The following is a 24061-nucleotide window of genomic DNA, read 5'->3' on the forward strand; positions in this document are numbered from 1 at the left end:
TAGTTATTTTTTAATATTTATTGTTAATTCGAAATAGTCATTATTTTTGGATTCGGTTTCATAAGCTTCATTGATTCCTTCAATGAGATACTTTATTCCAAATGTCTTATTACTGTTTTGGTTTAAGTTACTGTCATCATTAGTATTTGTCTCATAAACCCATTTAGGGATCTGTTTTTTTAACGTAAAAGTCAGATTAGTAAAGTTTGGCGTTGTAGATTCGAAAACAATGTAATGCGTTGGTTTTGCATTTGCCTTAGCCAACATATTAACTGAATTTGGTTTTATGTTTTTCTCCGTAAAAGGATATATTCCTTTAATTTTATAATTCGCATTTTTAATGGAGTAATTTCTTTTATCTAGGATATAACTATCTTCAACGAGGATAGAGCTCATGTCTACAGCCACAGCGAATATGAAATTTGAGGAATTTCTATCATTAATCGATACATCCTTAATTCCCTTTATAGCACCATTGCCTGAAAAACCTTTGTCGGGTTTGAATCTACCAGAATCTTCATTTGTATTGATAACAGAAAAATAAATTCCTTGCGAATAATTATTTAAAGTTAAATTGTATTTATTCTCAAATCCCTCCACTTTTCCTTTAACCAATTTAATGTTTTCATTAAAATTAATCATTGCTTTATCAGTAGCCATTATGGTAATGTAATAAGGTCTCAGCTGACCGGATAGTTGTGTTTTTTTATTGTTTTTATCATAATATGTCCCGTTAAACTTGGAGGTCAGTTTGACAATAGAAGTTGCTAGCTTTTCCTTGCTTTTGAATTTTGTTAAAAAAGCATCTTTAGTTAGACTTTTTTGATCACTTAATAAATCTTCTGTTTTACTTCCTTGGATCGAGTAAATACAATCAGACAAAAGAATTGACATGGTGTCTTTAGCTGTTTTATTCAATATCTGATTGAAGATATTATTGAGATTACTTGAAAATGTATTCCCAACTTTGAATGTTTTTGTATTTAAAGTATTTGAAAATGTAACGATATCTCCATGTATTTGGGTAGGGTAAATATCAGAATTGATAAAATGGATTTTAATATTTTTTTCACCGTAATAATACTTCAACATCACTAATAAATCACGAATAGCTCCTTTAAATTGGGTATTCCCATTCACATACCCATTCATACTACCCGAATTTTCGATATAAATATTTACAAAATAATTTTTTGGTGGTCCAAGTGGACTTTGATCTTCTACTTTATAACCTTTTTTTTCTAAAAATGTGATCAGTTTGGTTTTATCAAAACTAGCATTAGTAAAAAACTTTTTAAATTTTCTATCCGTTTCAAATAGTTTAATTTCTGCAATTAAATTATTAATTTCTAAGGACGTTATTTTCGAATCACTTTCGGAGTATTCTTGAGCATTATCTTCAAAAGTGCTATAATCACTTCGGCAACTTGTAAGCAAAAGACAAAAGAATAAGGTTAGGGGAAAAAGAATTTTATTCATTTTAGCTATTTAATTTTAATAATTATATTACCCTGAGTAACTTCAAGTACATTGATGCCATCAGCTATTTTTATAAATTCATCTAAAAGATATTGACTAGTATCATCGTGTTTTACGGTTATGTTAGCTGTTGATTCAAGGATTTCATAATTTAAACTTTTCACGAAATTTAAACTTCGTAATTTTCTTAATACGTCCTGTAAATTGCTGTAGTTAACATTTCTAACTTCTAAATTAGAAATACCATTACTCATTGTTGTGTTTTTGATAGGTAATTTATTAGCTACTTTTTCTGTTACATCGGGAGTAGCAGAAGCGTGTGATATGTTTTTCTGCGATTTGGGACTTTGACTGTAAGTATTTGTAAATAAATCACCTTCGGCAAATACCATCCATAAGATATAAAAAGGAATTATTTGCCACCATCCATTATTTCCCAAGTCATGACATCTTTTTGCACCTTGTGCCCATAAAAACCAAAGCATTGGCATATAGGCTATTCCTAAAAAAGAATCACTTTTGCTGTCAGCAATAGCAACATTGATTAATGATGCAAGGAATAGATATACTATTAAAGAAATTCCATATTCTAACCTTCTAATTCTGCCTTCAAATGAAAAAATGTTTTGAAACATATTACTGTGATTTAATTAAAATTTTATGGATTATTGGAATATCTTGATAACGACTAAAAATTGTGATAATCAATTACTTTTTTTATTCATTCTCAAATTTCAAACTACACTCCCTATTATACTGATACCTTCTTTTAACCTTACAAAATTCTATAGGTGCTTTCAAATCATTCTTCATAAAAGAAATATAATTGTAAAGTGTTCGTTCAGAAACTTCAAGCTTTTCACTCAGCTCTTTTGGTGTTCCTGTCCAACTATTTTTTATACAATCGTGAATTCTTATTATGGTTCTAATATCCATTATTGAACAATTATACTATTACTAACTGCAACCAGAATGCAGTGTATAAAGATGAAATGTCTAAATAATTTAATGTCTTCATTTTTAGTATTTTAAAATATTATTTTTTGTGTTGTAATAAAAATTCGTAAACTCCTTTGAGCAACGGGGATATTATTTGAATCTTCTTGCGAATTTTTATCTTCGCAAGAAGATTTTTAATTACTCCGTGAATTCTACAATATTTGCTGATGCAGTGATCGTCACTTTAGAATAAAAGGGAAAAAATCCATTGACATGTTTGTCGTAGGTTAAGTTGACGAGTGCTTTTGAGCCACTCAATTTAGCATTCTTCATCATTTCACTTTTTGCTTTCTCTAGTAAGGACCTATTTGCATTTCCACCAAATCCTAATATGTACGTATTAGAAGAAACACCACTGATATCGCCCAAAATATTAAAATTCTTTTTAGACAATTCAACACTCGTTTGACTCATACTCGTGTTACTTACTATTGATGCACTTCCCTCACAGCTTGCAATTGATAATGCTAATGAAAGTGATAATAAGCTCAAAATTTTTTTCATATAAAATATTAATTTCCTACTCTTGGGGATTTTCGGTTACTCCCCAATTTATTGTTATGGATCAATATGCCAAACCTACCACCATTAATAACAGCATCTTTACGGGAAACCTCATTTTGATAAAATAATTTTCAGTTATTATTATTTCTGTGGTTTTTCTAAATATTTCTGTTAATAATTTATTATTAAAGTGATGATAAACAGTTATTTAGTTTTTTACTCAAAGTTTTAGGCAATAATTTTAAAATGATTTAATTTCAGATAAAAAATCTATCTCAGCCTTATCTTAAATGCTAATGATAATACAATAGGAAATTTAGCGGCGTTTCCAAATGGTATAGACGATATATAAGATGATTAGGATACTAAAAAGCATTATACCCGCTTGTGTGTATATTAAGATTTTTAAATTTATGATTGTTCCAGTTTTCCTTTTCTTTCTGTTATTTAGTGGTATTGGTTTAGTTAATAAAGATTAATTCATTCGGTTTTATAGGTTTGTTGCATATATTATTTTTCTCTTTTCTATCGAGTAGCAATTTTAATTGGCGTACTGTTTTTATAAAAAATAAAGGTGATGTCCAATCAAAAGGTCGCTTGCAGTGAAATAGTTTTAATTGACTTAATGCTATATTTTTTGTAAATTCATTGCATCGGTACTTAATAGCACTTCACATTTGAAACTTGTTTATTGCAATACATTTTATCAATATTTTTAAAAACTTTTATTTTCTTTAATAGTCTTAGGTTTTATAATCAAGACGTAACACAATAAAAGGCTGATCATCACTAGGTTTTTTTATACATCACGTTATTTAAAAATTTATAAATACATCAATTTTATTCTTTTTGTTGATGGTCTATTGTCACTATTTTTTTAGATTATAAACTTTTAATAGGTAGTTTAGTAAGCTTTGTTATTCTAAAATTATTTTAATAAATCTAGTTCAACTATTTAATTGCAATTATAAAATAATACGTTGATGGTTTGCTCGTAATATTTTATTATCATTATGATCTAGTTTATGTCATCCTCTTTTCTATTATTTGATTTTGCGTCTAAAAAGTCCAAACTTAGGACTATGAAAAAGGATTAGTTTACGGGAAACCGTAAAGTCAATAAAATAAATTAATTCAAATATGGTCGTCAATTCGAAACGATTAATTAAGTGGATAATAGAAATAATTGCCGCTATAATAATTTATTAATTAGTCGTTATTATGGTAGCAAGTCTAAAAATAACATTGTAGGATTGTTTTTTATGAGGAAGAATGTGTTTACTTGATCACCTTTAACGCGGATTGAATTTTAAAAATCAGTGTAGCAATATTTTCTACACTGCAGATTGATGAGAAGTAGCGCAATTTGTGCCGAAATAATGTTCAAAAAAAGGTAAAGAAGGTGTCAAAATTTATAACATCTCTAGCGAGGAAAATGCTTATCAGTATGAGTGAATTATAAAGTTAGAAATAATAGATTTTAAAATATTCCAGTTTTATAATAAATAATCCTGAGAAGCTACAATATCTTAGCATTCGATATTACTTTAAAACGATTACTGACAGTAATCTTATATGGGATCGAACAAGCAAACCCATATAATTATAGGATTGAAAGAAATATATCAATCAATTATCCCGCAAAAATAATTGTAAGAGTATCAAAATTTTATTTATGTAATTTCTTTACGTATAATATTGCCGTTGTACAAAAGTTATTTAGGTAATAAAATATAATAGGAATTTAAAAAGCAAAGGTAACTTTGATTGCTTACACCAGCCCCAAATCTTTAGCGATAGCTATCAAATGAACATTGTTATTAGCTTTAAAGTAAATTCGCAATCGGCTAATGCGTTTCTCTAAACTGCTTGTACCATTGGGTTGCAGTTGGAAATCTTTAAAATCTGATGAAATTTCATCTAAAGTAAGCCCTTTAGATAAGGATTTTAAAAGGGAAATATCAAAAGACTCAATTTCAAAAAGAGTTTTATCTCTTAAAGCTAATGCTATTTCATGAGTAACTGTTCTATCCTCATTATTATAAATACGCTGGATTGTAGTGATCAGTTCCTGTATGCTATCCCTACCTTTACAAACATAGGCATCAATACCCAAATTGTTAAAAAGCGATTTTATCCGAAATGATTTATCTTCAATTGAAAAGATAATGGTTTTAATGGTAGGCTGTATTCTTTTTATAGCTTCAATTAATTCTTCTCCAGAGTTGAGCTGAATCTCGCGATGATCTATCTTAAAAGATAAATCACTAATTACTAAATCATAAGGAACATTGTCGTGGAGTGCTTTCTTTATTTGCACCAAGGCATCATCACAATATTTAGTATGGTGAATTTCTTTTATAGAAAGGCTTTCTAAGGCTTGAATCACGGCAACACTGATGGTGTCTAAATCCTCGGCAATTAAAACTTTTGCGAACATGTTGGAGTTAATTATATTGGAAAATTTATCGTTGTTTTAAATCCTTTATTGGATTTAAGGTCAAAAGTAATTGTTCCTTTTATAGCTAGAATACGGTTTTCCACATTTAGCAGTCCATTTTTTAAATTTAGTTGGTCTAAACTGGCTCCAACGCCGTTATCGCTATAATCTATCTGTATTTTATTTTCAATTATATTAAAAGTTAGCACTACCAATGTACATTTACTGTGCTTTTTCATGTTTACCAATAACTCTTGAATGCATCTAAAGACAGTTATTTTTTTAGTTTGATCAATATGGGACCAAGGAACAGTATCTATTCCATTTATCAAAATATTGACCGAGCTGCTATTATATCCAGACAGCATTTCTTTTAAATTCTGCACAAACGAAATTCCGGTTTCTATCGAGCTGTTTTCTCTAGAAATATTTCGAGTTCTGGAATAAATAATATCCAGGTTTGTAAGCAAAACTTCTTTATTTTTATTTAAAGAGAGGTCTTGCGTTTCAGCAAAAGCCATAGTTTGGTACACATCGTTTGCTAATTCATCATGTAGTTTTTTAGCTATTCTAATTTCAGTGATATATGAATTTTTGATCAGCTGCCTCTTGTTTTTATCAGTTAAGTAGTAAAAAATAAAACTTGAGAAAAGAACTGCAATTCCAATGAGGAAATAAAGTATTAAATTTTTGTTTTTTTGCTTCTCTATTTGAAGCGCATCTTTGATCTTTTGTGTTTTTAAATATATATTTTCCGCTTTTTCTATTTTAGAATCATATCTTATTTTAGCAAATTGATTTTTAGCTTTTTGTCTTACTTTATTAATACTATCACTTAGATTAAGATGAAGTAGTGAAAATTTCCTGGATTCAATTCCCTGAGTGTTTTTAATTAATAGTGCTAATGCTGTAGTTCTATTATCAACGCTTTTATTTTTAGTTGCAGTTTTGTAGGCTAGTTGCGCATAAGTTGTAGCAAGCTTTTGATTAGTATTTTGATATAATTCTGATAAATGAAGATAACTAGTCGCTAATCCATAAGTATTGCCTTCTCGTTTACGAATTGCTAAAGCTTGATTTATGTAATCAAGCGCTTTTGGATTATCAGTTTTAAAATAGCAGTATCCTAAATTGTCTAACACTCTCGCATAATGGTTTGCATTGCTAAATACATTTTTGTCAAGTGATAACGGTAATAAAATAGTTATTGCTTTTTGATATTCTTCTTTAGCAATATGCACTACGGCTATGTTATTTTTTAATACTGTTTTATCAAATTCAATTTCGGTTAATTTGAGAGCACGATTATAATGTGAAATTGCGCTTTCATAATCGTATGTATTTTCATAATTAATTCCTAGAATATTATAAGTGGAACATTTATAAGCAGGATCGGTGTCTTTTTGAAAAAAAAAAATTGCTTCAGTAGCAGTGGTCTCGCTACTAGCGTAATCGCCCTCAATTTGTTGTATATAGGCCATTCTTAATAGTGATGATAAAATTTGATCAAAATTCTTACTTTCATCACACACTGATTTTGCTTTGTTGTAATAATAAAAAGCACTATCAAATTGTTGATTGGACATATATGTATCAGCAGTAGAATAAAATTTATCGTAATCCTTGTTAACTGTAGATTTTGAAATGAGCTTTTCCTCCTTTTGACAGGAGTTCAAGCCAAAGAAAAATAGTATTAGTAAAATGTAAATCGGGGAAAATAACTTTTTTAGTACCATTCCCCGAAAATACAGAAATTAATTAAATTGCTTACTTTTTAAAATCAACATTTTAATTCTTTTTATGTGGTGGAATAGTAGTTTGCCCATTTTGATCACCGCTAGAATCTGAGGATGCATTTACTATAAATTTTTCCTTATTCAGGTTATTTTCTAAATCGTCTGTCGTACAGGAATTCATCAGCATAGTGGTAGCTGTAAACACGGAGAGTAATACAATTTTTTTCATTTTTTTGTAATTAAAATTAGTCATAGGTTTGGCTGTCCGATTTGGAAATCGAATCCTGCTTTGAGTTTACCCTAATAGTTAGTAGCACTCGTTTTGTTTTTTGGGAAGTGACATGCGCTAAACAGCAAGCTATTTTACACTTCCCAAATAAAGGAACTATACTGTTTAGCGGCACGCGATAGAACTAGTTTTGTACATTTGTATGAAATGCAGCTGATGACAAAAACTAATTCTGAAGCAAAGGAATGGACAATGCCATGACTAATTATAACGGAATTCTGATGTTTCCGATAATTCCAATGAATACTAATCAATACTAATAAATGCCTATGAGTTCCATTACTTTTGAAGATTATAAGCTTGCAATAAAAGCAAATTATGTAGAGAAAAGAGAAGAGGAACCATCTGGGATATTGTTAAATCCAACTCCCGCTCAATTACGAAACCTATGTTTATTATTATTGGAAAATGGTTTAAGTCCAAGCGACATAAACGCATTTAAAATGTTTTTTAATTCGAAAGAGCAGGAGAGAATTAGAACGTCAATCGAGCATTTTGACATTGGAAAATTTAAACCCATTATTTCATTCTTAAAGGGCGAGAAAGATTCAGATCACGTGGCGAGAATTGAATTAGCAGCTGTGCTAGTAAACTATAAGCCTAGACCTTATGTTAAGTATTTGCAAAATGGAAAAAAGAGTTTAGGCGATTCCACTTTTTTAATACAAACTACAAATAAACCCGTTAACAATAAACAGTTAGTTGAAAAAGCAGACGAAAATCAGGTGATGGTTAATTCTGGATTTAATTTAAAAAAGCAAGTTGTAATTGGAATTGCATTAATACTTTCTCTATTTTTTGTAAGATACACAGTGAAAGACTTTTTTTTTGCAAAAAAGCACTGTATGCAGTGGAAAGAAAATCAATTTGAAGAGGTGGATTGTAGCACTAATCATTTGGGAATTGGACAACTCAATACCATTGTTCCATTTGATGAAAATCTAATACATTTAAAGAAAATAGAAGTAAATAAAAAAAGTGTTTTCTTTAAATATGGCAAAGCAGTAGTTTGGTATTCTAAAAATGAGGGAAAAGTAGAGATTTTTAATGGTCCAGGATTTCATCCAGAGTCAGGAAAACCCTTAAAACCAATCACTAAATATATGATAAAAAAATATAAATTAGAGGCAAAGTAATTTAGTAATCAATTTTGCTTTGTAGCTTTAAAACGGCTTTAGTAAAAACTGTGCATCCAAAACATTATAAAATAAAAAACCCCATCACGCATAACGGATGGGGTTTATATAAGTAAGTAATCTAAATTGTGTTTATAAAACGTTTATTTTACTTTATTAAGTACTGCTTTGAAAGCTTCTGGGTGGTTCATTGCTAAATCGGCAAGAACTTTACGGTTCAATTCGATATTATGCTTTTTCACTTTACCCATGAATTGAGAATAAGACATTCCCTCTAATCTAGCTCCAGCGTTGATACGTTGAATCCACAAAGCACGGAAATTTCTTTTATTCACTTTTCTATCACGGTAAGCATAGCTCATTGCTTTCTCTACCGCATTCTTAGCAACTGTCCAAACGTTTTTACGTCTACCAAAGAAACCTTTGGCTTGTTTCATTATTTTTTTTCTTCTTGCTCTTTTAGCAACTGAATTTACCGATCTTGGCATAATTTTATAGTTTTTTTGTAGCAGGCGGCTTGAATTTAATCAAAAGCACTTAATGGCCATACTCCAAGGTTATTTGAAATCGTTTTAACCTAAAGAAATCTTTAGTCAAATGTCAAATGTCAAAAGTCGAAAGTAATTAACTTTAGACTTTAAGACTTTCTAACTTTAGACTTATTAGATAATTCTTAATTGTTGTTTGATGCTTTTCATATCTGTTTTGTGAACTAGCGCTGAGTGTGTCAAAGCTAATTTACGTTTTTTAGATTTTTTAGTCAAGATGTGACTTTTAAAAGCGTGTTTTCTTTTAATCTTACCAGAACCAGTAACTTTGAATCGTTTCTTGGCGCTAGATTTGGTTTTCATTTTAGGCATTTTTTCCTAGTGTTTTAATTTATTCTTACTTACTTATCTTATTTAGTCATAAAGTCTTTAAAGTCATAAAGTCGAAAGTTGAATACTTTTGACGTTAAGACTTTTGACGTTAAGACTTATTTTTTCTTCTTCGGAGCAATAAACATAATCATTCTCTTTCCTTCAAGAACGGGCATTGCTTCTACTTTTCCAAATTCTTCGAGATCTGTAGCTAATCTTAACAATAAGATTTGACCTTGATCTTTATAAATAATCGAACGCCCTTTAAAGAAAACAAATGCTTTTAATTTAGCACCTTCTTTTAAGAATTTCTCAGCGTTCTTTCTCTTAAATTCATAATCATGCTCATCCGTTTGAGGTCCAAAACGGATTTCCTTCACCGTCACTTGCGTTGACTTTGCTTTTAGGACTTTATCACGTTTCTTTTGCTCGTAAACAAATTTCTTGTAATCCATGATTTTACAAACGGGCGGCTCAGCATTAGGTGAAATTTCAACTAAATCCAATTCAAATTGATCCGCTAATCGTAAAGCTTCTGTAAGTTTAAAAACTCCAGGCTCAATATTTTCTCCTACAAGTCGTACTTCTTGTATACCACGAATAAGACCGTTTATTCTATGGGCATCTTTTTTTTCTACGCGAGGTTGGTAACCTCTGTTGCTTCTTATTGCTATGACTTTATAATTTAAGTTAAACTGTAAATACTTTTAATGTTTTGCTGATTTCATCGTTTACAAGCGCAGCAAATTCATTGATTGTAATTGTAATATTTCCTTTTCCTTCCTGACCATGACGACGGATAGATATCGTTGCGTTTTTTTCCTCCTCTTCACCTACAATCAGCATAAATGGGATTTTTTGCATCTCTGCATCCCTTATTTTTTTACCTATTGTCTCATTTCTGTTATCAATCAGGGCGCGAATTTCGTGATTTTCTAGCAAATCTAAAACTTTTTTCGCATATTTTTCATATTTCTCACTCAAAGACAATATAATAGCCTGTTCTGGCATTAACCAGAGTGGGAAATTTCCTGCTGTATGTTCTAATAAGATAGCTATAAATCGCTCCATTGAACCAAAAGGAGCTCTATGAATCATAACCGGTCTATGTAATTCGTTATCAGATCCTTTGTAAGTCAAATCAAAACGTTCTGGTAGGTTATAATCTACTTGAATAGTTCCTAATTGCCATTGTCTTCCTAAAGCGTCTTTGACCATGAAATCTAACTTTGGACCATAGAAAGCAGCTTCACCATATTCAATTACAGTATTCAAACCTTTATCGGCAGCAGCATTGATAATAGCACTTTCTGCTTTTTCCCAGTTTTCGTCGCTTCCAATATATTTTTCTCTGTTTTCTTTGTCTCTCAATGATATCTGAGCCGTGAAATTTTCGAATCCTAATGAACCAAATACATACAGCACCAAGTCAATTACTTTCTTAAATTCCTCGTCCAATTGATCAGGTGTACAAAAAATATGCGCATCATCCTGCGTAAAACCGCGCACTCTAGTCAAACCGTGTAGTTCACCACTTTGTTCGTATCTATAAACGGTACCAAATTCAGCATAACGCTTTGGTAAATCTTTGTAAGACCACGGACGTACGTTATAGATTTCGCAGTGATGCGGACAGTTCATCGGTTTTAATAAAAATTCCTCTCCTTCATGCGGAGTAGTGATCGGTTGGAAACTATCTGCACCATATTTTGCGTAATGACCTGAAGTTACATACAATTCTTTCTGACCAATATGTGGTGTAACTACTTGTTCATAACCTGCTTTTTTCTGTGCTTTTTTCAAGAACTGTTCTAAACGTTCTCTCAATGCAGCACCTTTTGGCAACCATAAAGGCAAACCTGCACCTACTTTTGCTGAAAAAGCAAACAATTCAAGCTCTTTTCCTAATTTTCTGTGATCTCTACGTTTTGCTTCTTCAAGTAATGCTAAATATTCCGTAAGGTCTTTTTGTTTTGGAAACGAAGTTCCGTAAACACGTGTCAATTGCTTATTTTTCTCATCACCGCGCCAGTAAGCACCGGCAACGCTCATAATTTTCATCGCTTTGATAATTCCCGTGTTTGGGATATGACCTCCACGACATAAATCAGTAAATGTATCGTGATCACAAAACGTAATTGTTCCGTCCTCAAGATTGGTAATCAATTCTGTTTTGTAAACGTTGTCTTTATATAATTCTAATGCATCAGCTTTTGAAACAGCTCGCAACTTAAATTCATGTTTACCTCTTGAAATTTCAAGTACACGATCTTCAATTTTCTTGAAATCGGCATCTGTTATTTTGTGATCTTCAAAATCTACATCGTAATAAAATCCATTAGCGATTGCTGGTCCAAGGGTTAATTTTATGCCAGGATACATATCTTCAAGAACTTGCGCCATTACATGCGAAGTAGAATGCCAAAAAGCTTTCTTTCCACCATCGTCATTCCACGTGAATAAAACAAGATTTCCGTCCGTCGTCAATGGAGTAGTGGTTTCAATAGTGGTACCATTAAAAGAAGCTGAAATCACGTTTCTAGCAAATCCTTCACTAATGCTTTTAGCAACATCCATAGGAGTTACATTAGCATCAAACTCTTTAATTGACCCATCGGGTAAAGTAATCTTGATCATTTTTTAAAATTTTATGAGTGCAAAGATAGATTATTAGCAAAACAACAACAATATAATTAAGGTTTGTTTATCTAAAATTTCCGCCAATAAATGCTGTTAAATTTATATATAAGTAGTTAAACATTTATTTGACTGTGAGAAATAGTTAAAATAGTTTAATTTTAAAGATCTATCTTTTTTAATTCTTTATAATTGGCGAACAAACGACGTAATAATATACCGTAAACCAATCTGTAAAAAAGCCAAAAAACACTTATAGCAAGAATACTAAAAAATAATAAAACCCCTATTGTAATGGCTAATGCTGAGTTGTTTTCCGCAATCTTTTCTTTTAAAATGTCCATTTCTGGATTATAAGAAAATGCAATTGCAAAGCCAAGTATTAAACTAAAAATCAGCATTCCTAAATTATACCAAACATAATATTGAACCGTTTTACGTGTTTTTAAAATATCCTGCATCAATTTAGTAGTAGACGTAGTAGTTGAAATCAATATGTAATTCTTATAAAATAGATATATAAAAATGATAATAACTATATAATTTAGATAAGTTAACATATCAAAATAAGGTACTAATTCTAAGTGTTTTATTTGTCTCAAATAATCATCAATATTAAAAAATACACTTAAAAAAGTCCACAATAAAACTTCTAAAATACTTATAATCAAAATCCACTTCACAATTGAAGATGATTTTTTATGAATCATTTTATAAATCTCGTTTTCCGATACCTGAACAAAAGAATGATCACTCTTTTGCCAATCTTTTTTTAATAAATCCAGCTCTTTCATATTCCTAATGGATTTAAAATTTTTTTTAATTTCCCTTTGATCCTGTTCATTTTCACCCTTGCATTGACCTCGCTAATTCCCAATGTCTCTGATATTTCATGATAATCTTTATCCTCCAGATACATAAAAATCAGTGCTTTCTCAATATCATTTAGTTGGTAAACCGCTTGGTACATCAATTTTAATTGTTCCTCCTCTTCATAATTATACTCCACATCATTTAGGAAATGTTGACGGCCTTCAAATTCTACTGTATTTATGGAACGCTTAGTTTTGCGATATAAAGTAATTGCTGTATTCAAAGCGACTCGATACGCCCAGGTAGAAAATTTACTATCGCCTCTAAATTTTGGAAACGCTTTCCACAACTGAATAGTAATTTCTTGGAACAAATCCTTGTGAGCATCATCATCATTAGTATATAACCTACAAATCTTGTGGATTATATTCTGATTTTCTTGCAGTTGTTTGACAAAAGATTGTTCTAAACTTTTACTCATATATACGTTAGTAATGCCATTGTAGATTTTGTTACAAAGTTCTGTTTTTTATTTAGGAGCTCACGTTATTTTATTGTTGACACTATCTGTCCTGCTGTACATTTCAATCTTTATTTTTCTGGAACAACCAGAAAAATAAAGGATTTCCATTCCCATCAGGGCTAAGTTACGCAACCTATTTTTAAAAGATATTTTCATAAAGAATAAAAGTTTGCTATTATTTGACGAAAAGGTACATCAAAAAACTTTGTATATTTGATTCTTAATAACTTTGAAATGCTTACTAAAAAATGAATATCCCAAATTCAACTTTACCCAGAATAGTTATTATTGGTGGCGGTTTTGCCGGAATCGCATTAGCTAAAAAACTAAAAAATAAAAAAGTACAAGTTGTTCTTTTGGACAAACACAATTACCATAATTTCCAGCCATTAATGTATCAAGTAGCTACAGGCGGACTCGAAGCGGGTTCAATTGCCTATCCAATTCGGAAAGTGATTCAGGAGTATGATGATTTTTATTTCAGATTAACAAATGTTGAGGAAATTGATACTAAAAACAAAAAAGTAATTGCCGAAATTGGAGAACTAAGTTATGATTACTTAGTGATTGCTACAGGTTCTAAAACAAATTATTTTGGTAACAAAGAAATAGAGCGTAACAGTATGGCTATGAAAACCATTCCGCAATCGCTAAATATTCGGAGTTTGATTTTAGAGAATTTCGAACAAGCTGTTTTGACTAAAGATGTTGCTGAACAAAACAGTCTTATTAATTTTGTTCTCGTTGGTGGCGGACCAACAGGCGTAGAGCTCGCAGGTGCTTTAGCCGAAATGAAAAAAGCTATTCTTCAAAAAGATTACCCTGATCTTGATATTGCCAAAATGCAAATTAACTTGATTCAAAGCGGCGACCGAATCCTAAACACGATGAGTGAAAAATCCTCGCAAGCGGCAGAAAAATTTCTAACTGATTTGGGAGTGAAAATATGGAAAAACGTACGTGTTACTAATTACGATGGTCGCACGATTACTACAAATTCCGATTTAATTTTTGAAACTGCTACTGTGATTTGGACGGCAGGAGTTCAAGGAGCCATTGTAGCAGGATTAGATAGTAAGTCATTAGTAGAAAGAGTAGAGCGTATTCGTGTAAATGAGTTCAATCAAGTTGCAGGATATAGTGACATATTTGCAGTAGGCGATATTGCATCAATGGAAACAGCGCTTTATCCAGAAGGTCATCCAATGATGGCGCAACCCGCCATGCAACAAGGAGTGTTGTTAGGCGAAAATTTAGTAAGATTAATTCAAAATAAAACCATGAAGCCTTTTGCATATAAAGATAAAGGTTCGATGGCAACCATTGGCCGAAATAAAGCAGTAGTCGATTTACCTAATTATCATTTTCATGGCGTTTTCGCTTGGTTTGTATGGATGTTTGTGCATCTATTTTCACTAATTGGATTTAAAAATAAAGCAGTTGTTTTCCTAAATTGGGTTTACAATTACATTCGTTTTGACCGCGAAGGCCGATTGATTATCAGACCTTTTAAAAAGAAGAGTTTTACGGCTTTTATAAGTGATGAAATTTAGTGGGTAAGTTATTAGTACTTAGTACTTAGTTCATAGTCCGTAGCCTTATAATTGTAAATAGTAATAGCTAGCGCCTGATTTTGTCATACTGACGAAGGAAGTATCTCTAAACTATTTTACGCTTTCTGTGATTTTATTTATTCATAACTATTACATTCTTAATTTGTCATACTGACGAAGGAAGTATCTCTGCACTATTTTACAATAAGTTTGATCTAAATTTATCTAACCCTTAATTTGTCATACTGACGAACGAATTATCTCTACACTATTTTACATTTTCTGTGATTTTAATTTATTCATAACTGATACACCCTCATTTTGTCATACTAACGAAGGAAGTATCTCTACACTAGTTATACAATTTTTGTCAAATTAACTGATACACTCTTATTTTGCCATACTGACGAAGGAAGTATCTCTATGACTTTAATTGCATTGTTTTACCATCGCAAATGCTTTATTTTTTTCAGAATTAATAACTATTAATTTCAAAAATCCTCATTCAAAAATCGCAATCATAAGTTCCTCGAGTGTAGATCATAAATGCCAAGCCAGTTCGCTATCGCTCGCCTCAAAAATCGTTAATCTGCAATCAAAAATCCTCATCCTTATAATAATTCACCATTAAATCCACATATTTACTATAACTGTCTAGACCATCTTTTTGCTGATTCATTTTAAGGAATTGGTCATAAAAAGTATGGAAGCCTTTGTCAATAATCGTATCATATTGTTTCCAAAAATCTTGACTTTCTTTGTAGTTTTTTAAAATTCCAGGATTGATCGTTTTTAATAATTCATTGTAAATATTTTCGTCTCTAGCATACCAATTACCTAAGCAATAACGCAAAGCAGTGCTGTAACCAGAATACTGAATGTATTTATCTTCATTACTTACAGAAGCTAGAAATCCTATGAAATTACATTCACTTTCACTAGCAAAACCTATTTGATGCGCCATTTCATGATTAGTCGTCATAGGGAAACTGTACATAGGTCCTAAATAATTGACTTGGGCTTCAATTGTAAACGGATTCAAATAACCGCCAAAACCCATATAAGTCAACGGCAAACTGAATAATGATTTCTTGATACTTGGATTTTTATATTGAAAAAACGGATGTTGGTTCGAAAGTGTTCTGTATCCATTCAAGTTCATTGTGAAAACTTGTTCTTGTGAGTAAGGAACAATTACTTTCAAACTGTCATTTTTTGTGATTGAACTTTGAAGAGCATTAGTTTTTGCGATTATTTTTTTGGTAAAAATCAAAAGATCAGCATCAGAATAATCGCGTTCGATATTCATTTTTTCAAACAACGGTTGGCGATAATAATTGAAACCCCATAGTAAATGAAAACAAAAATAAAAAACCGATATAAAACTTAAAACTGCCAGAATATTATCTTTCCAATCTAATTTCCACGTTTTTCTTTTTGTAAAAAGCCTTTTAATTCCAAGAATAATCAAAACAAAATAAAGCATGTCACCAACTGAAAAAGGAATTTTTCCTAAAACAATTCTGGAAAAATTAGAAATAATAGGGTAAAGGCCGTTGCTGTAATAAAGTTCTACCTGCAAAGGAAAGTAAGGGAGAATTTGTAAAGCAATTATTTGAAAAACCAAGAATAAAGGAAGAATGTATTTGCGCTGCATTATTTCTAATTTGGTTATAAAATTAGTATAAATAGACAACTAGCATTTCTTTTTATGTAAATTTGTAGTATAAAATAATTTTTATGGAATTTATCACAGACAGAATTACTGTTGATTCTGAAATTTGTAACGGAAAACCTATTATCCGTAACAAACGAATCACTGTGCAGACTATTTTAGAATTCTTGAGTGCTGGCGAATCGCAGGAGGAAATATTACGTCAATATCCATCATTAGAAAAGGAAGATATTTATGCTTGCCTAAAATTTGCATCTGACTTAATGAAAAGAAATTTCACGATTAAAACTGTCGCGTAATGCCAAGTTTCCTGATTGACGTAAATCTCCCTATTATTTTTCTATCTGGAACACTGATGAATTCATACATCATAAAGACATCAATGACGAATGGTCAGATGAAAAAATATGGAATTATGCAAAAGAAAATAATCTCACAATAATATCAAAAGATTCTGATTTTTCTAATAAAATAATCATGAGTTCGCCTCCTCCAAAAGTGATTCATATTCGATTTGGGAATATAAAAATGAATCAATTTTACAATGCGGTTTCTAAACTTTGGGACGACGTTGTCGAAATGAATGAGGGATATAAATTAGTAAATGTATTCCAAAATAGAATTGAAGGAATTCAATAAATAATCAAAGTTAAACCAAATTTTATTTGCAAGTATTTCCTTTCATATATCTTCTTTTTTTATATTATTTTCTATTTCCAGTTCTCGCGTGAAGGGGAGAAGCAAACTACCGAAGTAGTGCGGATCACCTGACAGCACTATAGAAAGGGGCTTTGTATTTACAAAAATAGAAAGCCCCTTTTTATTGTGGTGGCACGCCCAAATGATTCCGCGAATTTTAAATGATAATTAACTTTGTAAAGGGAAAAACGATTTTAAACTTTGTAACTTTGGAGTCATAAATTATTAAACTTCAAACACAGATAAATGAGTCAAGAAATAAGAAATTTAGAGCCAAAAGCACTTTGGAATAAGTTTGCTGATTTGAATGCCGTGCCACGTCCTTCTAAGAAAGAGGATCGTGTAATTGCGTTTATAAAAAACTTTGGCGAAAGCCTGGGATTAGAAACTTTTGAAGATGAAATCCGCAATGTAATTATCCGTAAACCCGCTACGGCAGGCATGGAAAATCGTAAAACAATTGTGCTTCAAGGGCATTTAGATATGGTGCATCAAAAAAATGCGGAAACTGTTTTTGATTTTGATACCACTGGAATTAATATGTATGTGGATGGCGACTGGGTTCGTGCTCGGGGAACTACGCTTGGTGCTGATAACGGTCTTGGAGTTGCTGCGATTATGGCAATTTTAGAAAGTACTGACATTCCGCATCCTGCTGTAGAAGCTTTGTTTACTATTGACGAAGAAACAGGAATGACTGGAGCTTTAAACTTAAAAGGTGGTGTTCTTCAAGGTGAAATTTTATTGAATATGGACACGGAGGAAGATGATGAAATTGACATAGGTTGCGCCGGAGGAATTGATGTAACAGCGACTGCAGAATACGATGAAGAGGAAACTCCAGAAGGTTCAGTAGGATATACAATTACGGTGAAAGGTTTGAATGGCGGTCATTCAGGAATGGATATTCACAAAGGTTTGGGTAATGCTAACAAGATCATGAACCGATTGTTATTTGATGGTTATGATAATTTTGGACTGCAAATCTCAGCGATTATTGGGGGAAGTTTGCGTAATGCGATTCCTCGCGAAAGCACGGCTAAAGTAATTATTGCTGAAGTGTATGACGAGGCGTTTGTGTTTGACATGCAGCAAATTGTAAACGAAATCAAGACCGAGTTTAAAACAACGGAACCTAATCTAGAAGTTGTTTTCGAAAAAATGGAGACAATTCCAGCCAAAGTAATGCCGTCAATTGCACAATTTTACTTTGTGAGATCGATGTACACTGCTCATAATGGCGTTTACAGAATGAGTGCCGATTTTGATGATCTTGTAGAGACTTCTAATAATATTGCTAAAGTAATTTTGGGCGAAGGCCAACTTTCTGTTCAATGTTTAACACGTTCTTCAGTTGAAACTTCTAAGTTTGATTTGGCAAATGCGTTGCGTTCTGCTTTTGAATTAATGGGTTGCGAAGTAGAATTTTCAGGATCATATCCCGGCTGGACACCTAATTCAGAGTCGGAGATATTAGATGTTTTAGTTCCAATTTATGAAAAACAAAACGGCGAGAAACCAAAAGTGGTAGCTTGTCACGCTGGATTGGAATGCGGAATTTTAGGAACTAATTATCCTGACATGGATATGATTTCTTTTGGGCCAACAATACGCGGAGCCCACTCTCCAGACGAAAGAGCGAGTATTTCATCGTCTCAAAAATTCTGGAAATTTGTGGTTGAAATTTTAGCGAATATTCCGGTGAAATAATTCATTCAATTGTAATAAAAAGGCAAAATTTATATTCATAGGAATTTTAATTTTGCCTTTTTTATTTCTAATTTCTAAAAAAAGCTCTGAGTAATTTTTTGCTTCCCACCACCCACAAGATATCATGTTTTTCTAAAATCATGTTAGATTCGGGATTCAACATACGTTTTCCTCTTCGTTCGATTCCTACAATTAAACCATTTGTTTTTTCACGCAATTGCGAGTCTTTTATGGTGGCTCCAATAAATTCTTCCTCTAGGAGTTCTAATTGTTTTAAGATGATATCATTCTCAATGACCTCGGGATTTTGAATTTCGTTTTTATGCAAATAAGAGTCAAATTCTTTCACTTGATTATCCGTTCCAATGATACAAATTTCATCTCCTGGGAATAAGCGTTCGTTTTTGGTCGGGATATTAATGGTGAATTCTCCTCTTTTGATAAAGGCAATATTAACACCTAATTCCTCTCTGATCCGTAATTCATATAATGTTTTTCCTACCACATTGGAGGTTGGAGCAATCTCAAATGTAGACATGTGTCCTTCCCATGGCGTTAAATCACTTCTACTTCTCATCCCTTTTTTACCTTCTCGTGCATTTAGATTTTTCAAAAAGTGATCTTCAATTTTGTGATATTGCGCATTTAATTTTTTTGGAAAAACAAAATATACTACGACCGCAACTATTAAAGCTACGAAAGCAATAATAGGGGAGAAGAAAATGTTCAATAAAAACCCAATATAAAAAAGAGTTAATACCATTCTTAATAAAACCATCATCAAAATGGGACCTCGGTATTTGCGCTCTTCTCTTAAAATAGCTACTTCGTTTACAGCAACTCTTCTCAGAGAAAGTGCCCATAAAAAAGGCGATATTATTATCAATGTTATTAATGCGCCAGCTGCATTTCCAAATTGATAATCTTCTACCAACGGTAATATAAATTTTGAAGAAAGTAAAATTACAGCAACTATAATAACTGAATGTATAACGACCTGAGTCAAAAAAGATTTAACCACTATTTGCCAATTTGAAACTAATTTAATGGATTGCGCATTAGCGCTATAGCGTTCTATTCTTTTGATCCATCTGCGTGGTAATTTCTTCTCCAGATATTCTGAAAAGGGATTAGCAAATTTGACCATAAATGGGGTTGTAAACGTAGTAACTGCCGATACTGCCACGACAATAGGATATAGAAAATCACTCGTCACATTAAGTGTCATCCCTAAAGTAGCAATGATAAAGGAGAACTCGCCAATTTGTGATAAACTCATTCCAGTCTGCACGGACTGTTTTAATGGTTGGCCAGAGAGCAACGCACCAATTGTGGAACTAATAGATTGTCCAAAAATAACGACGAAGGTCAAAATACCAACAGGCAACGCATATTCGTAAAGTGTTTCAGGATTGATAAGCATTCCAACAGACACAAAAAACACGGCACCAAATAAATCCTTTACAGGTTTAACTAAATGTTCGATATGCTCCGCTTGCGTAGTTTCGGCAATGATAGAACCCATTATAAAAGCACCCAATGCAGGAGAAAAACCAACATTAGCAGCTAGAATAACCATCATCAAGCACAATGCAAGCGAGATTATTAGCAACATTTCGTCAGTTAATAAGCTTTTAGCTTTTTTTAATAAAGTGGGGATGAAAAAAATACCGCCTACAAACCATATTGTTAAGAAAAAAATTAATTTCAGCACGGAAAACAATAATTCAGTTCCCGAAAACTGCTGACTCACGGCAATAGTAGAAAGTAAAACCATCATCAAGATAGCAACGATATCTTGGACAATAAGTGAGCCCAATACAATTCCGGCAAATTTTTGTGTTTTTACACCTAGTTCGTCAAAAGTTTTTAAAATAATTGTAGTCGACGAAATAGAAAGAATAACGCCTAAAAAGATACTGTCCATGGGTTTCCAACCAATCCACGTTCCTACAGAATAGCCAAGCGCAACCATAGCAATAATTTGCGTGACGGCTGTTATTGACGCAGTTCCACCAACTTTCATTAATTTTTTAAAACTAAATTCGAGTCCTAAACTAAATAGTAAAAATATTACTCCAATTTCTGCCCAAACCTCAACACTCTTGATGTCTTTGATAGAAGGAAAAAAATCAAAGTTATTTCCAGCTAAAAAACCCGCAATTAAATAGCCTAAAACTAAAGGTTGCTTGATTTTTTTAAATAATAAAACCGCAACCGCTGCGGTCATCAGGATTAATCCCAAATCTCGTATTAAGGGTTGTAAATGTTGCGTTGCGTTGACTACTGCTTCAGCTGTGTCCATATTTATTTTAGTCGTAAGTTTTGGTTTTGTGGTAAGATAAATATTTTTTTTTAGAAATTGTAATTTTTCTAGTATTGGCTACTTGTAATGTGTTAAAAAAAATCCCATTGAAAAGAATGATTTAATCTTGTCAATGGGAAATGGGTTGTTTGATTTAACTTTTTCTATATTCCCAGAAAATTACTTGGTGTGATTTGCATTAATTCAGCTTTAATTTCATCAGAAACATCAAGTGTTGCTATGAAATTATGAATCGCATTTTTATCAATAGCTTCATTAGTTCTGGTCAACCCTTTCAAAGCTTCATAAGGATTAGGATAGGCCTCTCGTCTCAAAATGGTTTGAATAGCTTCGGCAACCACAGCCCAGTTTTTCTCTAAATCTTCGTGGAATTTAGATTCATTCAATAGTAATTTATTCAATCCTTTTAATGTGGCTTCAAAAGCGATAATCGTATGACCTATTGGAACTCCAATATTTCTTAAAACCGTACTATCTGTTAAATCACGTTGCAATCTTGAAATAGGTAATTTAGCCGATAAATGTTCGAAAATTGCGTTTGCAATCCCTAAATTTCCTTCTGAATTTTCAAAATCAATTGGATTTACTTTATGTGGCATTGCTGATGATCCTATTTCTCCTTCTTTGATTTTTTGTTTGAAATATTCCATGGAGACATACGTCCAAATGTCTCGATCTAAATCAATTATAATGCTATTTATTCTTTTTAAAGCATCAAAAAATGCTGCGAAGTGATCGTAATGTTCAATTTGTGTAGTAGGGAAGGAGTGATGTAAACCCAGATTCTCTTCAACAAATTTCCCACCAAATTTTCTCCAGTCAATTTGCGGGTACGCTACGTGATGTGCATTATAATTTCCGGTGGCACCACCAAATTTAGCCGCAAAAGGAATATTGAATAACAAACGCATTTGCTCTTCTAGCCGTTCTACAAAAACACCTATCTCTTTACCCAATCGGGTAGGCGAAGCTGGTTGTCCGTGCGTACGCGCTAGCATTGGGATGTCTCTCCATTCTACACTTAAATCTTTTAGTTTAGAAGTTAAAGTAATCAAAGAAGGCATGTAGACTTTCTCAAAAGCTTCTTTTGTCGAAAGTGGGATCGCCGTGTTATTTATGTCTTGGGAAGTCAATCCGAAGTGGATAAACTCTTTATATTGTGATAATCCTAAAGTTTCAAATTTTTCCTTGATAAAGTACTCAACCGCTTTTACATCATGATTGGTTACTTTTTCGGTTTCTTTAATCCAAAGAGCATCTTCAGTAGAGAAATTTTTATAGATGTTACGTAAACTGTCAAATAAATCTGGATTTACTGATGTCAGTTGAGGTAAAGGCGTTTCGCACAAAGCAATGAAATATTCAATTTCAACTAGCACGCGGTATTTTATTAAAGCTTCCTCAGAGAAAAATGGAGCCAGCGACATAGTCTTGTTTCTATACCGTCCATCAATAGGCGAGATAGCATTCAATTCGTTTAAAGTAGTCATTGTTTAGTTGTTTGTTCGAAAGTCGCAAATATAAGCAGAACTTAGAAATTAGCAGTACAATTTGAGACATTTGACTGGAATTAAAAGCTATTTTGACAGCAACTAGAGTTTTTTACGATCAGATAGCAACTTGTTTCTCATGATTTCGACTCCTGTTGAAGCCATTTCAGCAATAACTTCTAATGGATTTTTGAGATTTGGAATCTGAATAGGCTTTGGATCAATGTAAAAAATGGGTGTTTTTCTTGGTGTGTAATCTATCAATCCAGCCGCTGGGTAAACTTGCAACGAAGTTCCAATTACCGCAAAATAATCGGCGTTTTGAGTTAATTGCAACGCTTCTTCCAGCGCCGGAACTTCTTCTCCAAACCATACAATATGAGGTCGCAATTGGTTGTTGTCTTTGTCATAATCTCCAAAATTCAAATCATCCTGCCAGTCTAAAATATAATTGGCATCCACAGAACTTCTCACTTTTAATAATTCGCCATGCAAATGCAGCACATTGCTACTTCCAGCGCGCTCGTGCAAGTCATCTACATTTTGAGTGATAACGTAAACCTCAAATTCATTTTCTAATTCAGCCAAAATTTGATGAGCACGATTAGGAAACACTTCTTTCAGCTGTTTACGCCTTTGATTGTAAAAATCAAGCACTAAAGCAATATTTTTATGCCAACCTGCAGGCGTCGCCACATCAAGAACATTATGACCTTCCCAGAGTCCATCGCTGTCACGAAAGGTTTTGATACCACTTTCAGCACTAATTCCGGCGCCTGTCAAAACTACTAATTTCTTTTTCATATCTTTTTTATTTGGGCGTGTTCGCAAAAGCAACTTTACATTAGACTCTATTTTTGTTGGCTAAAAAGCCCAAAAAAGTATATCACTTCTATCTCAATAGCCTTACGCTAAGTTGAAAGCTAACTAAATTTGTCATTCTGACGAAGGAAGAATCTTTGTTTGTTGCTATACTTGTTGAGATTGCTTCGCCTTTTCGGGTAAACCCGCGAATCCTACTTTATTTGAATCCTAAAAACGACAACTATATTTTAATCCTTAGCTTTAATAAACTGGCCTCAATACCGTATACTAACTCAAAAAACAATCTAAATTCCTAAACAAAAATACAATCTAGAGGTATCACAAACCAATTTTAAAGTGATAAGGTTACTCTTTTTTACTAGTTTTG

General features: G+C 32.3%; 23 protein-coding genes. 6 read left to right on the forward strand and 17 right to left on the reverse strand.

Features of this window, described 5'->3' with window-relative positions; genetic code table 11:
- Positions 1-3: 3 nt before the first annotated feature.
- From RCH18_RS09730 to RCH18_RS09760, 7 genes are all read right to left on the reverse strand, one after another.
- Positions 4-1479, reverse strand: coding sequence for a hypothetical protein (locus RCH18_RS09730; protein ID WP_326936563.1), 1476 nt, complete (start codon positions 1477-1479; stop codon positions 4-6).
- A gap of 5 nt (positions 1480-1484) precedes the next feature.
- Complete coding sequence (locus tag RCH18_RS09735) at positions 1485-2114, reverse strand: DUF805 domain-containing protein (RefSeq protein ID WP_326936564.1); 630 nt, start codon at positions 2112-2114, stop codon at positions 1485-1487.
- Between the two features lie 82 nt (positions 2115-2196).
- Positions 2197-2415, reverse strand: a complete 219-nt coding sequence (locus RCH18_RS09740) for an HTH domain-containing protein (RefSeq protein ID WP_326936565.1) — start codon at positions 2413-2415, stop codon at positions 2197-2199.
- 201 nt (positions 2416-2616) lie between these two features.
- Positions 2617-2982 carry a DUF6567 family protein gene (locus tag RCH18_RS09745; RefSeq protein WP_326936566.1) on the reverse strand — a complete coding sequence of 122 codons (366 nt, stop codon included), beginning with the start codon at positions 2980-2982 and terminating at the stop codon, positions 2617-2619.
- A gap of 1771 nt (positions 2983-4753) precedes the next feature.
- Entirely contained in the window at positions 4754-5422 is a 669-nt protein-coding gene (locus RCH18_RS09750; RefSeq protein WP_326936567.1) for a response regulator, read from the reverse strand.
- A gap of 11 nt (positions 5423-5433) precedes the next feature.
- A complete protein-coding gene (locus tag RCH18_RS09755; RefSeq protein ID WP_326936568.1) occupies positions 5434-7098 on the reverse strand; it encodes a tetratricopeptide repeat-containing sensor histidine kinase in 1665 nt (554 codons plus the stop codon).
- 112 nt (positions 7099-7210) lie between these two features.
- Complete coding sequence (locus RCH18_RS09760; RefSeq protein ID WP_326936569.1) at positions 7211-7387, reverse strand: hypothetical protein; 177 nt, start codon at positions 7385-7387, stop codon at positions 7211-7213.
- A gap of 329 nt (positions 7388-7716) precedes the next feature.
- Between RCH18_RS09760 and RCH18_RS09765 the strand changes: the two genes are divergently transcribed.
- Positions 7717-8583: a hypothetical protein gene (locus tag RCH18_RS09765; protein WP_326936570.1), complete on the forward strand. Its 867-nt coding sequence runs from the start codon at positions 7717-7719 to the stop codon at positions 8581-8583.
- 143 nt (positions 8584-8726) lie between these two features.
- On the opposite strand, the gene rplT is transcribed toward RCH18_RS09765, so the two are convergent.
- From rplT to RCH18_RS09795, 6 genes are all read right to left on the reverse strand, one after another.
- Positions 8727-9071 (reverse strand): 50S ribosomal protein L20, encoded by a 345-nt coding sequence (gene rplT, locus RCH18_RS09770; protein WP_326936571.1) that lies wholly within the window; start codon positions 9069-9071, stop codon positions 8727-8729.
- Between the two features lie 174 nt (positions 9072-9245).
- Positions 9246-9443, reverse strand: coding sequence for a 50S ribosomal protein L35 (rpmI, locus tag RCH18_RS09775; RefSeq protein ID WP_022827375.1), 198 nt, complete (start codon positions 9441-9443; stop codon positions 9246-9248).
- A gap of 116 nt (positions 9444-9559) precedes the next feature.
- Entirely contained in the window at positions 9560-10117 is a 558-nt protein-coding gene (gene infC / locus RCH18_RS09780; protein WP_370566874.1) for a translation initiation factor IF-3, read from the reverse strand.
- A 16-nt stretch (positions 10118-10133) separates the two neighbouring features.
- A complete protein-coding gene (gene thrS / locus RCH18_RS09785) occupies positions 10134-12080 on the reverse strand; it encodes a threonine--tRNA ligase (protein WP_326936572.1) in 1947 nt (648 codons plus the stop codon).
- Positions 12081-12241: 161 nt separating this feature from the next.
- Complete coding sequence (locus RCH18_RS09790) at positions 12242-12874, reverse strand: hypothetical protein (protein WP_326936573.1); 633 nt, start codon at positions 12872-12874, stop codon at positions 12242-12244.
- A complete protein-coding gene (locus RCH18_RS09795) occupies positions 12871-13374 on the reverse strand; it encodes an RNA polymerase sigma factor (protein ID WP_326936574.1) in 504 nt (167 codons plus the stop codon). Before RCH18_RS09795 ends, RCH18_RS09790 begins: the two co-directional genes overlap by 4 nt.
- A gap of 290 nt (positions 13375-13664) precedes the next feature.
- Here RCH18_RS09795 and RCH18_RS09800 point away from each other — a divergent pair, with 290 nt between their 5' ends.
- Positions 13665-14969, forward strand: coding sequence for an NAD(P)/FAD-dependent oxidoreductase (locus RCH18_RS09800; RefSeq protein WP_326936575.1), 1305 nt, complete (start codon positions 13665-13667; stop codon positions 14967-14969).
- Positions 14970-15564: 595 nt separating this feature from the next.
- Here RCH18_RS09800 and RCH18_RS09805 read toward each other — a convergent pair.
- Positions 15565-16626, reverse strand: a complete 1062-nt coding sequence (locus RCH18_RS09805) for a DUF3810 domain-containing protein (RefSeq protein WP_326936576.1) — start codon at positions 16624-16626, stop codon at positions 15565-15567.
- Positions 16627-16709: 83 nt separating this feature from the next.
- Between RCH18_RS09805 and RCH18_RS09810 the strand changes: the two genes are divergently transcribed.
- The 4 genes from RCH18_RS09810 (at position 16710) to RCH18_RS09825 (ending at position 19053) form a co-directional block, all read left to right on the forward strand.
- Complete coding sequence (locus RCH18_RS09810) at positions 16710-16943, forward strand: DUF433 domain-containing protein (protein ID WP_326936577.1); 234 nt, start codon at positions 16710-16712, stop codon at positions 16941-16943.
- Positions 16943-17086 carry a hypothetical protein gene (locus RCH18_RS09815; protein ID WP_326936578.1) on the forward strand — a complete coding sequence of 48 codons (144 nt, stop codon included), beginning with the start codon at positions 16943-16945 and terminating at the stop codon, positions 17084-17086. Before RCH18_RS09810 ends, RCH18_RS09815 begins: the two co-directional genes overlap by 1 nt.
- Positions 17050-17283 (forward strand): DUF5615 family PIN-like protein, encoded by a 234-nt coding sequence (locus RCH18_RS09820; protein ID WP_326936583.1) that lies wholly within the window; start codon positions 17050-17052, stop codon positions 17281-17283. Before RCH18_RS09815 ends, RCH18_RS09820 begins: the two co-directional genes overlap by 37 nt.
- A gap of 306 nt (positions 17284-17589) precedes the next feature.
- Entirely contained in the window at positions 17590-19053 is a 1464-nt protein-coding gene (locus RCH18_RS09825; RefSeq protein WP_326936579.1) for an aminoacyl-histidine dipeptidase, read from the forward strand.
- Between the two features lie 67 nt (positions 19054-19120).
- Here RCH18_RS09825 and RCH18_RS09830 read toward each other — a convergent pair whose 3' ends face one another.
- The 3 genes from RCH18_RS09830 to RCH18_RS09840 all read right to left on the reverse strand — a co-directional run bounded on the left by RCH18_RS09830 (position 19121) and on the right by RCH18_RS09840 (position 23673).
- Positions 19121-21358, reverse strand: coding sequence for a cation:proton antiporter (locus tag RCH18_RS09830; RefSeq protein ID WP_326936580.1), 2238 nt, complete (start codon positions 21356-21358; stop codon positions 19121-19123).
- Positions 21359-21522: 164 nt separating this feature from the next.
- Complete coding sequence (purB, locus tag RCH18_RS09835; RefSeq protein ID WP_326936581.1) at positions 21523-22869, reverse strand: adenylosuccinate lyase; 1347 nt, start codon at positions 22867-22869, stop codon at positions 21523-21525.
- 102 nt (positions 22870-22971) lie between these two features.
- Positions 22972-23673, reverse strand: a complete 702-nt coding sequence (locus RCH18_RS09840; protein WP_326936582.1) for an SIR2 family NAD-dependent protein deacylase — start codon at positions 23671-23673, stop codon at positions 22972-22974.
- Positions 23674-24061: the final 388 nt, after the last annotated feature.

Origin of the sequence: Flavobacterium sp. PL11 (assembly GCF_035985025.1) — a bacterium.
Taxonomy (GTDB): domain Bacteria; phylum Bacteroidota; class Bacteroidia; order Flavobacteriales; family Flavobacteriaceae; genus Flavobacterium.

What these genes read in the sequence shown, in the direction of transcription:
- RCH18_RS09800 (WP_326936575.1), top strand. Translation starts at nt 13,665, where the DNA reads ATGAATATCCCAAATTCAACTTTACCCAGAATAGTTATTATTGGTGGC.
- RCH18_RS09790 (WP_326936573.1), bottom strand. Translation starts at nt 12,874, where the DNA reads ATGAAAGAGCTGGATTTATTAAAAAAAGATTGGCAAAAGAGTGATCAT.
- RCH18_RS09750 (WP_326936567.1), bottom strand. Translation starts at nt 5,422, where the DNA reads ATGTTCGCAAAAGTTTTAATTGCCGAGGATTTAGACACCATCAGTGTT.
- RCH18_RS09805 (WP_326936576.1), bottom strand. Translation starts at nt 16,626, where the DNA reads ATGCAGCGCAAATACATTCTTCCTTTATTCTTGGTTTTTCAAATAATT.
- rpmI (WP_022827375.1), bottom strand. Translation starts at nt 9,443, where the DNA reads ATGCCTAAAATGAAAACCAAATCTAGCGCCAAGAAACGATTCAAAGTT.
- RCH18_RS09735 (WP_326936564.1), bottom strand. Translation starts at nt 2,114, where the DNA reads ATGTTTCAAAACATTTTTTCATTTGAAGGCAGAATTAGAAGGTTAGAA.
- RCH18_RS09830 (WP_326936580.1), bottom strand. Translation starts at nt 21,358, where the DNA reads ATGGACACAGCTGAAGCAGTAGTCAACGCAACGCAACATTTACAACCC.
- RCH18_RS09745 (WP_326936566.1), bottom strand. Translation starts at nt 2,982, where the DNA reads ATGAAAAAAATTTTGAGCTTATTATCACTTTCATTAGCATTATCAATT.
- RCH18_RS09760 (WP_326936569.1), bottom strand. Translation starts at nt 7,387, where the DNA reads ATGAAAAAAATTGTATTACTCTCCGTGTTTACAGCTACCACTATGCTG.
- thrS (WP_326936572.1), bottom strand. Translation starts at nt 12,080, where the DNA reads ATGATCAAGATTACTTTACCCGATGGGTCAATTAAAGAGTTTGATGCT.
- RCH18_RS09730 (WP_326936563.1), bottom strand. Translation starts at nt 1,479, where the DNA reads ATGAATAAAATTCTTTTTCCCCTAACCTTATTCTTTTGTCTTTTGCTT.
- RCH18_RS09825 (WP_326936579.1), top strand. Translation starts at nt 17,590, where the DNA reads ATGAGTCAAGAAATAAGAAATTTAGAGCCAAAAGCACTTTGGAATAAG.
- RCH18_RS09740 (WP_326936565.1), bottom strand. Translation starts at nt 2,415, where the DNA reads ATGGATATTAGAACCATAATAAGAATTCACGATTGTATAAAAAATAGT.
- purB (WP_326936581.1), bottom strand. Translation starts at nt 22,869, where the DNA reads ATGACTACTTTAAACGAATTGAATGCTATCTCGCCTATTGATGGACGG.
- RCH18_RS09795 (WP_326936574.1), bottom strand. Translation starts at nt 13,374, where the DNA reads ATGAGTAAAAGTTTAGAACAATCTTTTGTCAAACAACTGCAAGAAAAT.
- RCH18_RS09815 (WP_326936578.1), top strand. Translation starts at nt 16,943, where the DNA reads ATGCCAAGTTTCCTGATTGACGTAAATCTCCCTATTATTTTTCTATCT.
- RCH18_RS09840 (WP_326936582.1), bottom strand. Translation starts at nt 23,673, where the DNA reads ATGAAAAAGAAATTAGTAGTTTTGACAGGCGCCGGAATTAGTGCTGAA.
- RCH18_RS09810 (WP_326936577.1), top strand. Translation starts at nt 16,710, where the DNA reads ATGGAATTTATCACAGACAGAATTACTGTTGATTCTGAAATTTGTAAC.
- RCH18_RS09765 (WP_326936570.1), top strand. Translation starts at nt 7,717, where the DNA reads ATGAGTTCCATTACTTTTGAAGATTATAAGCTTGCAATAAAAGCAAAT.
- rplT (WP_326936571.1), bottom strand. Translation starts at nt 9,071, where the DNA reads ATGCCAAGATCGGTAAATTCAGTTGCTAAAAGAGCAAGAAGAAAAAAA.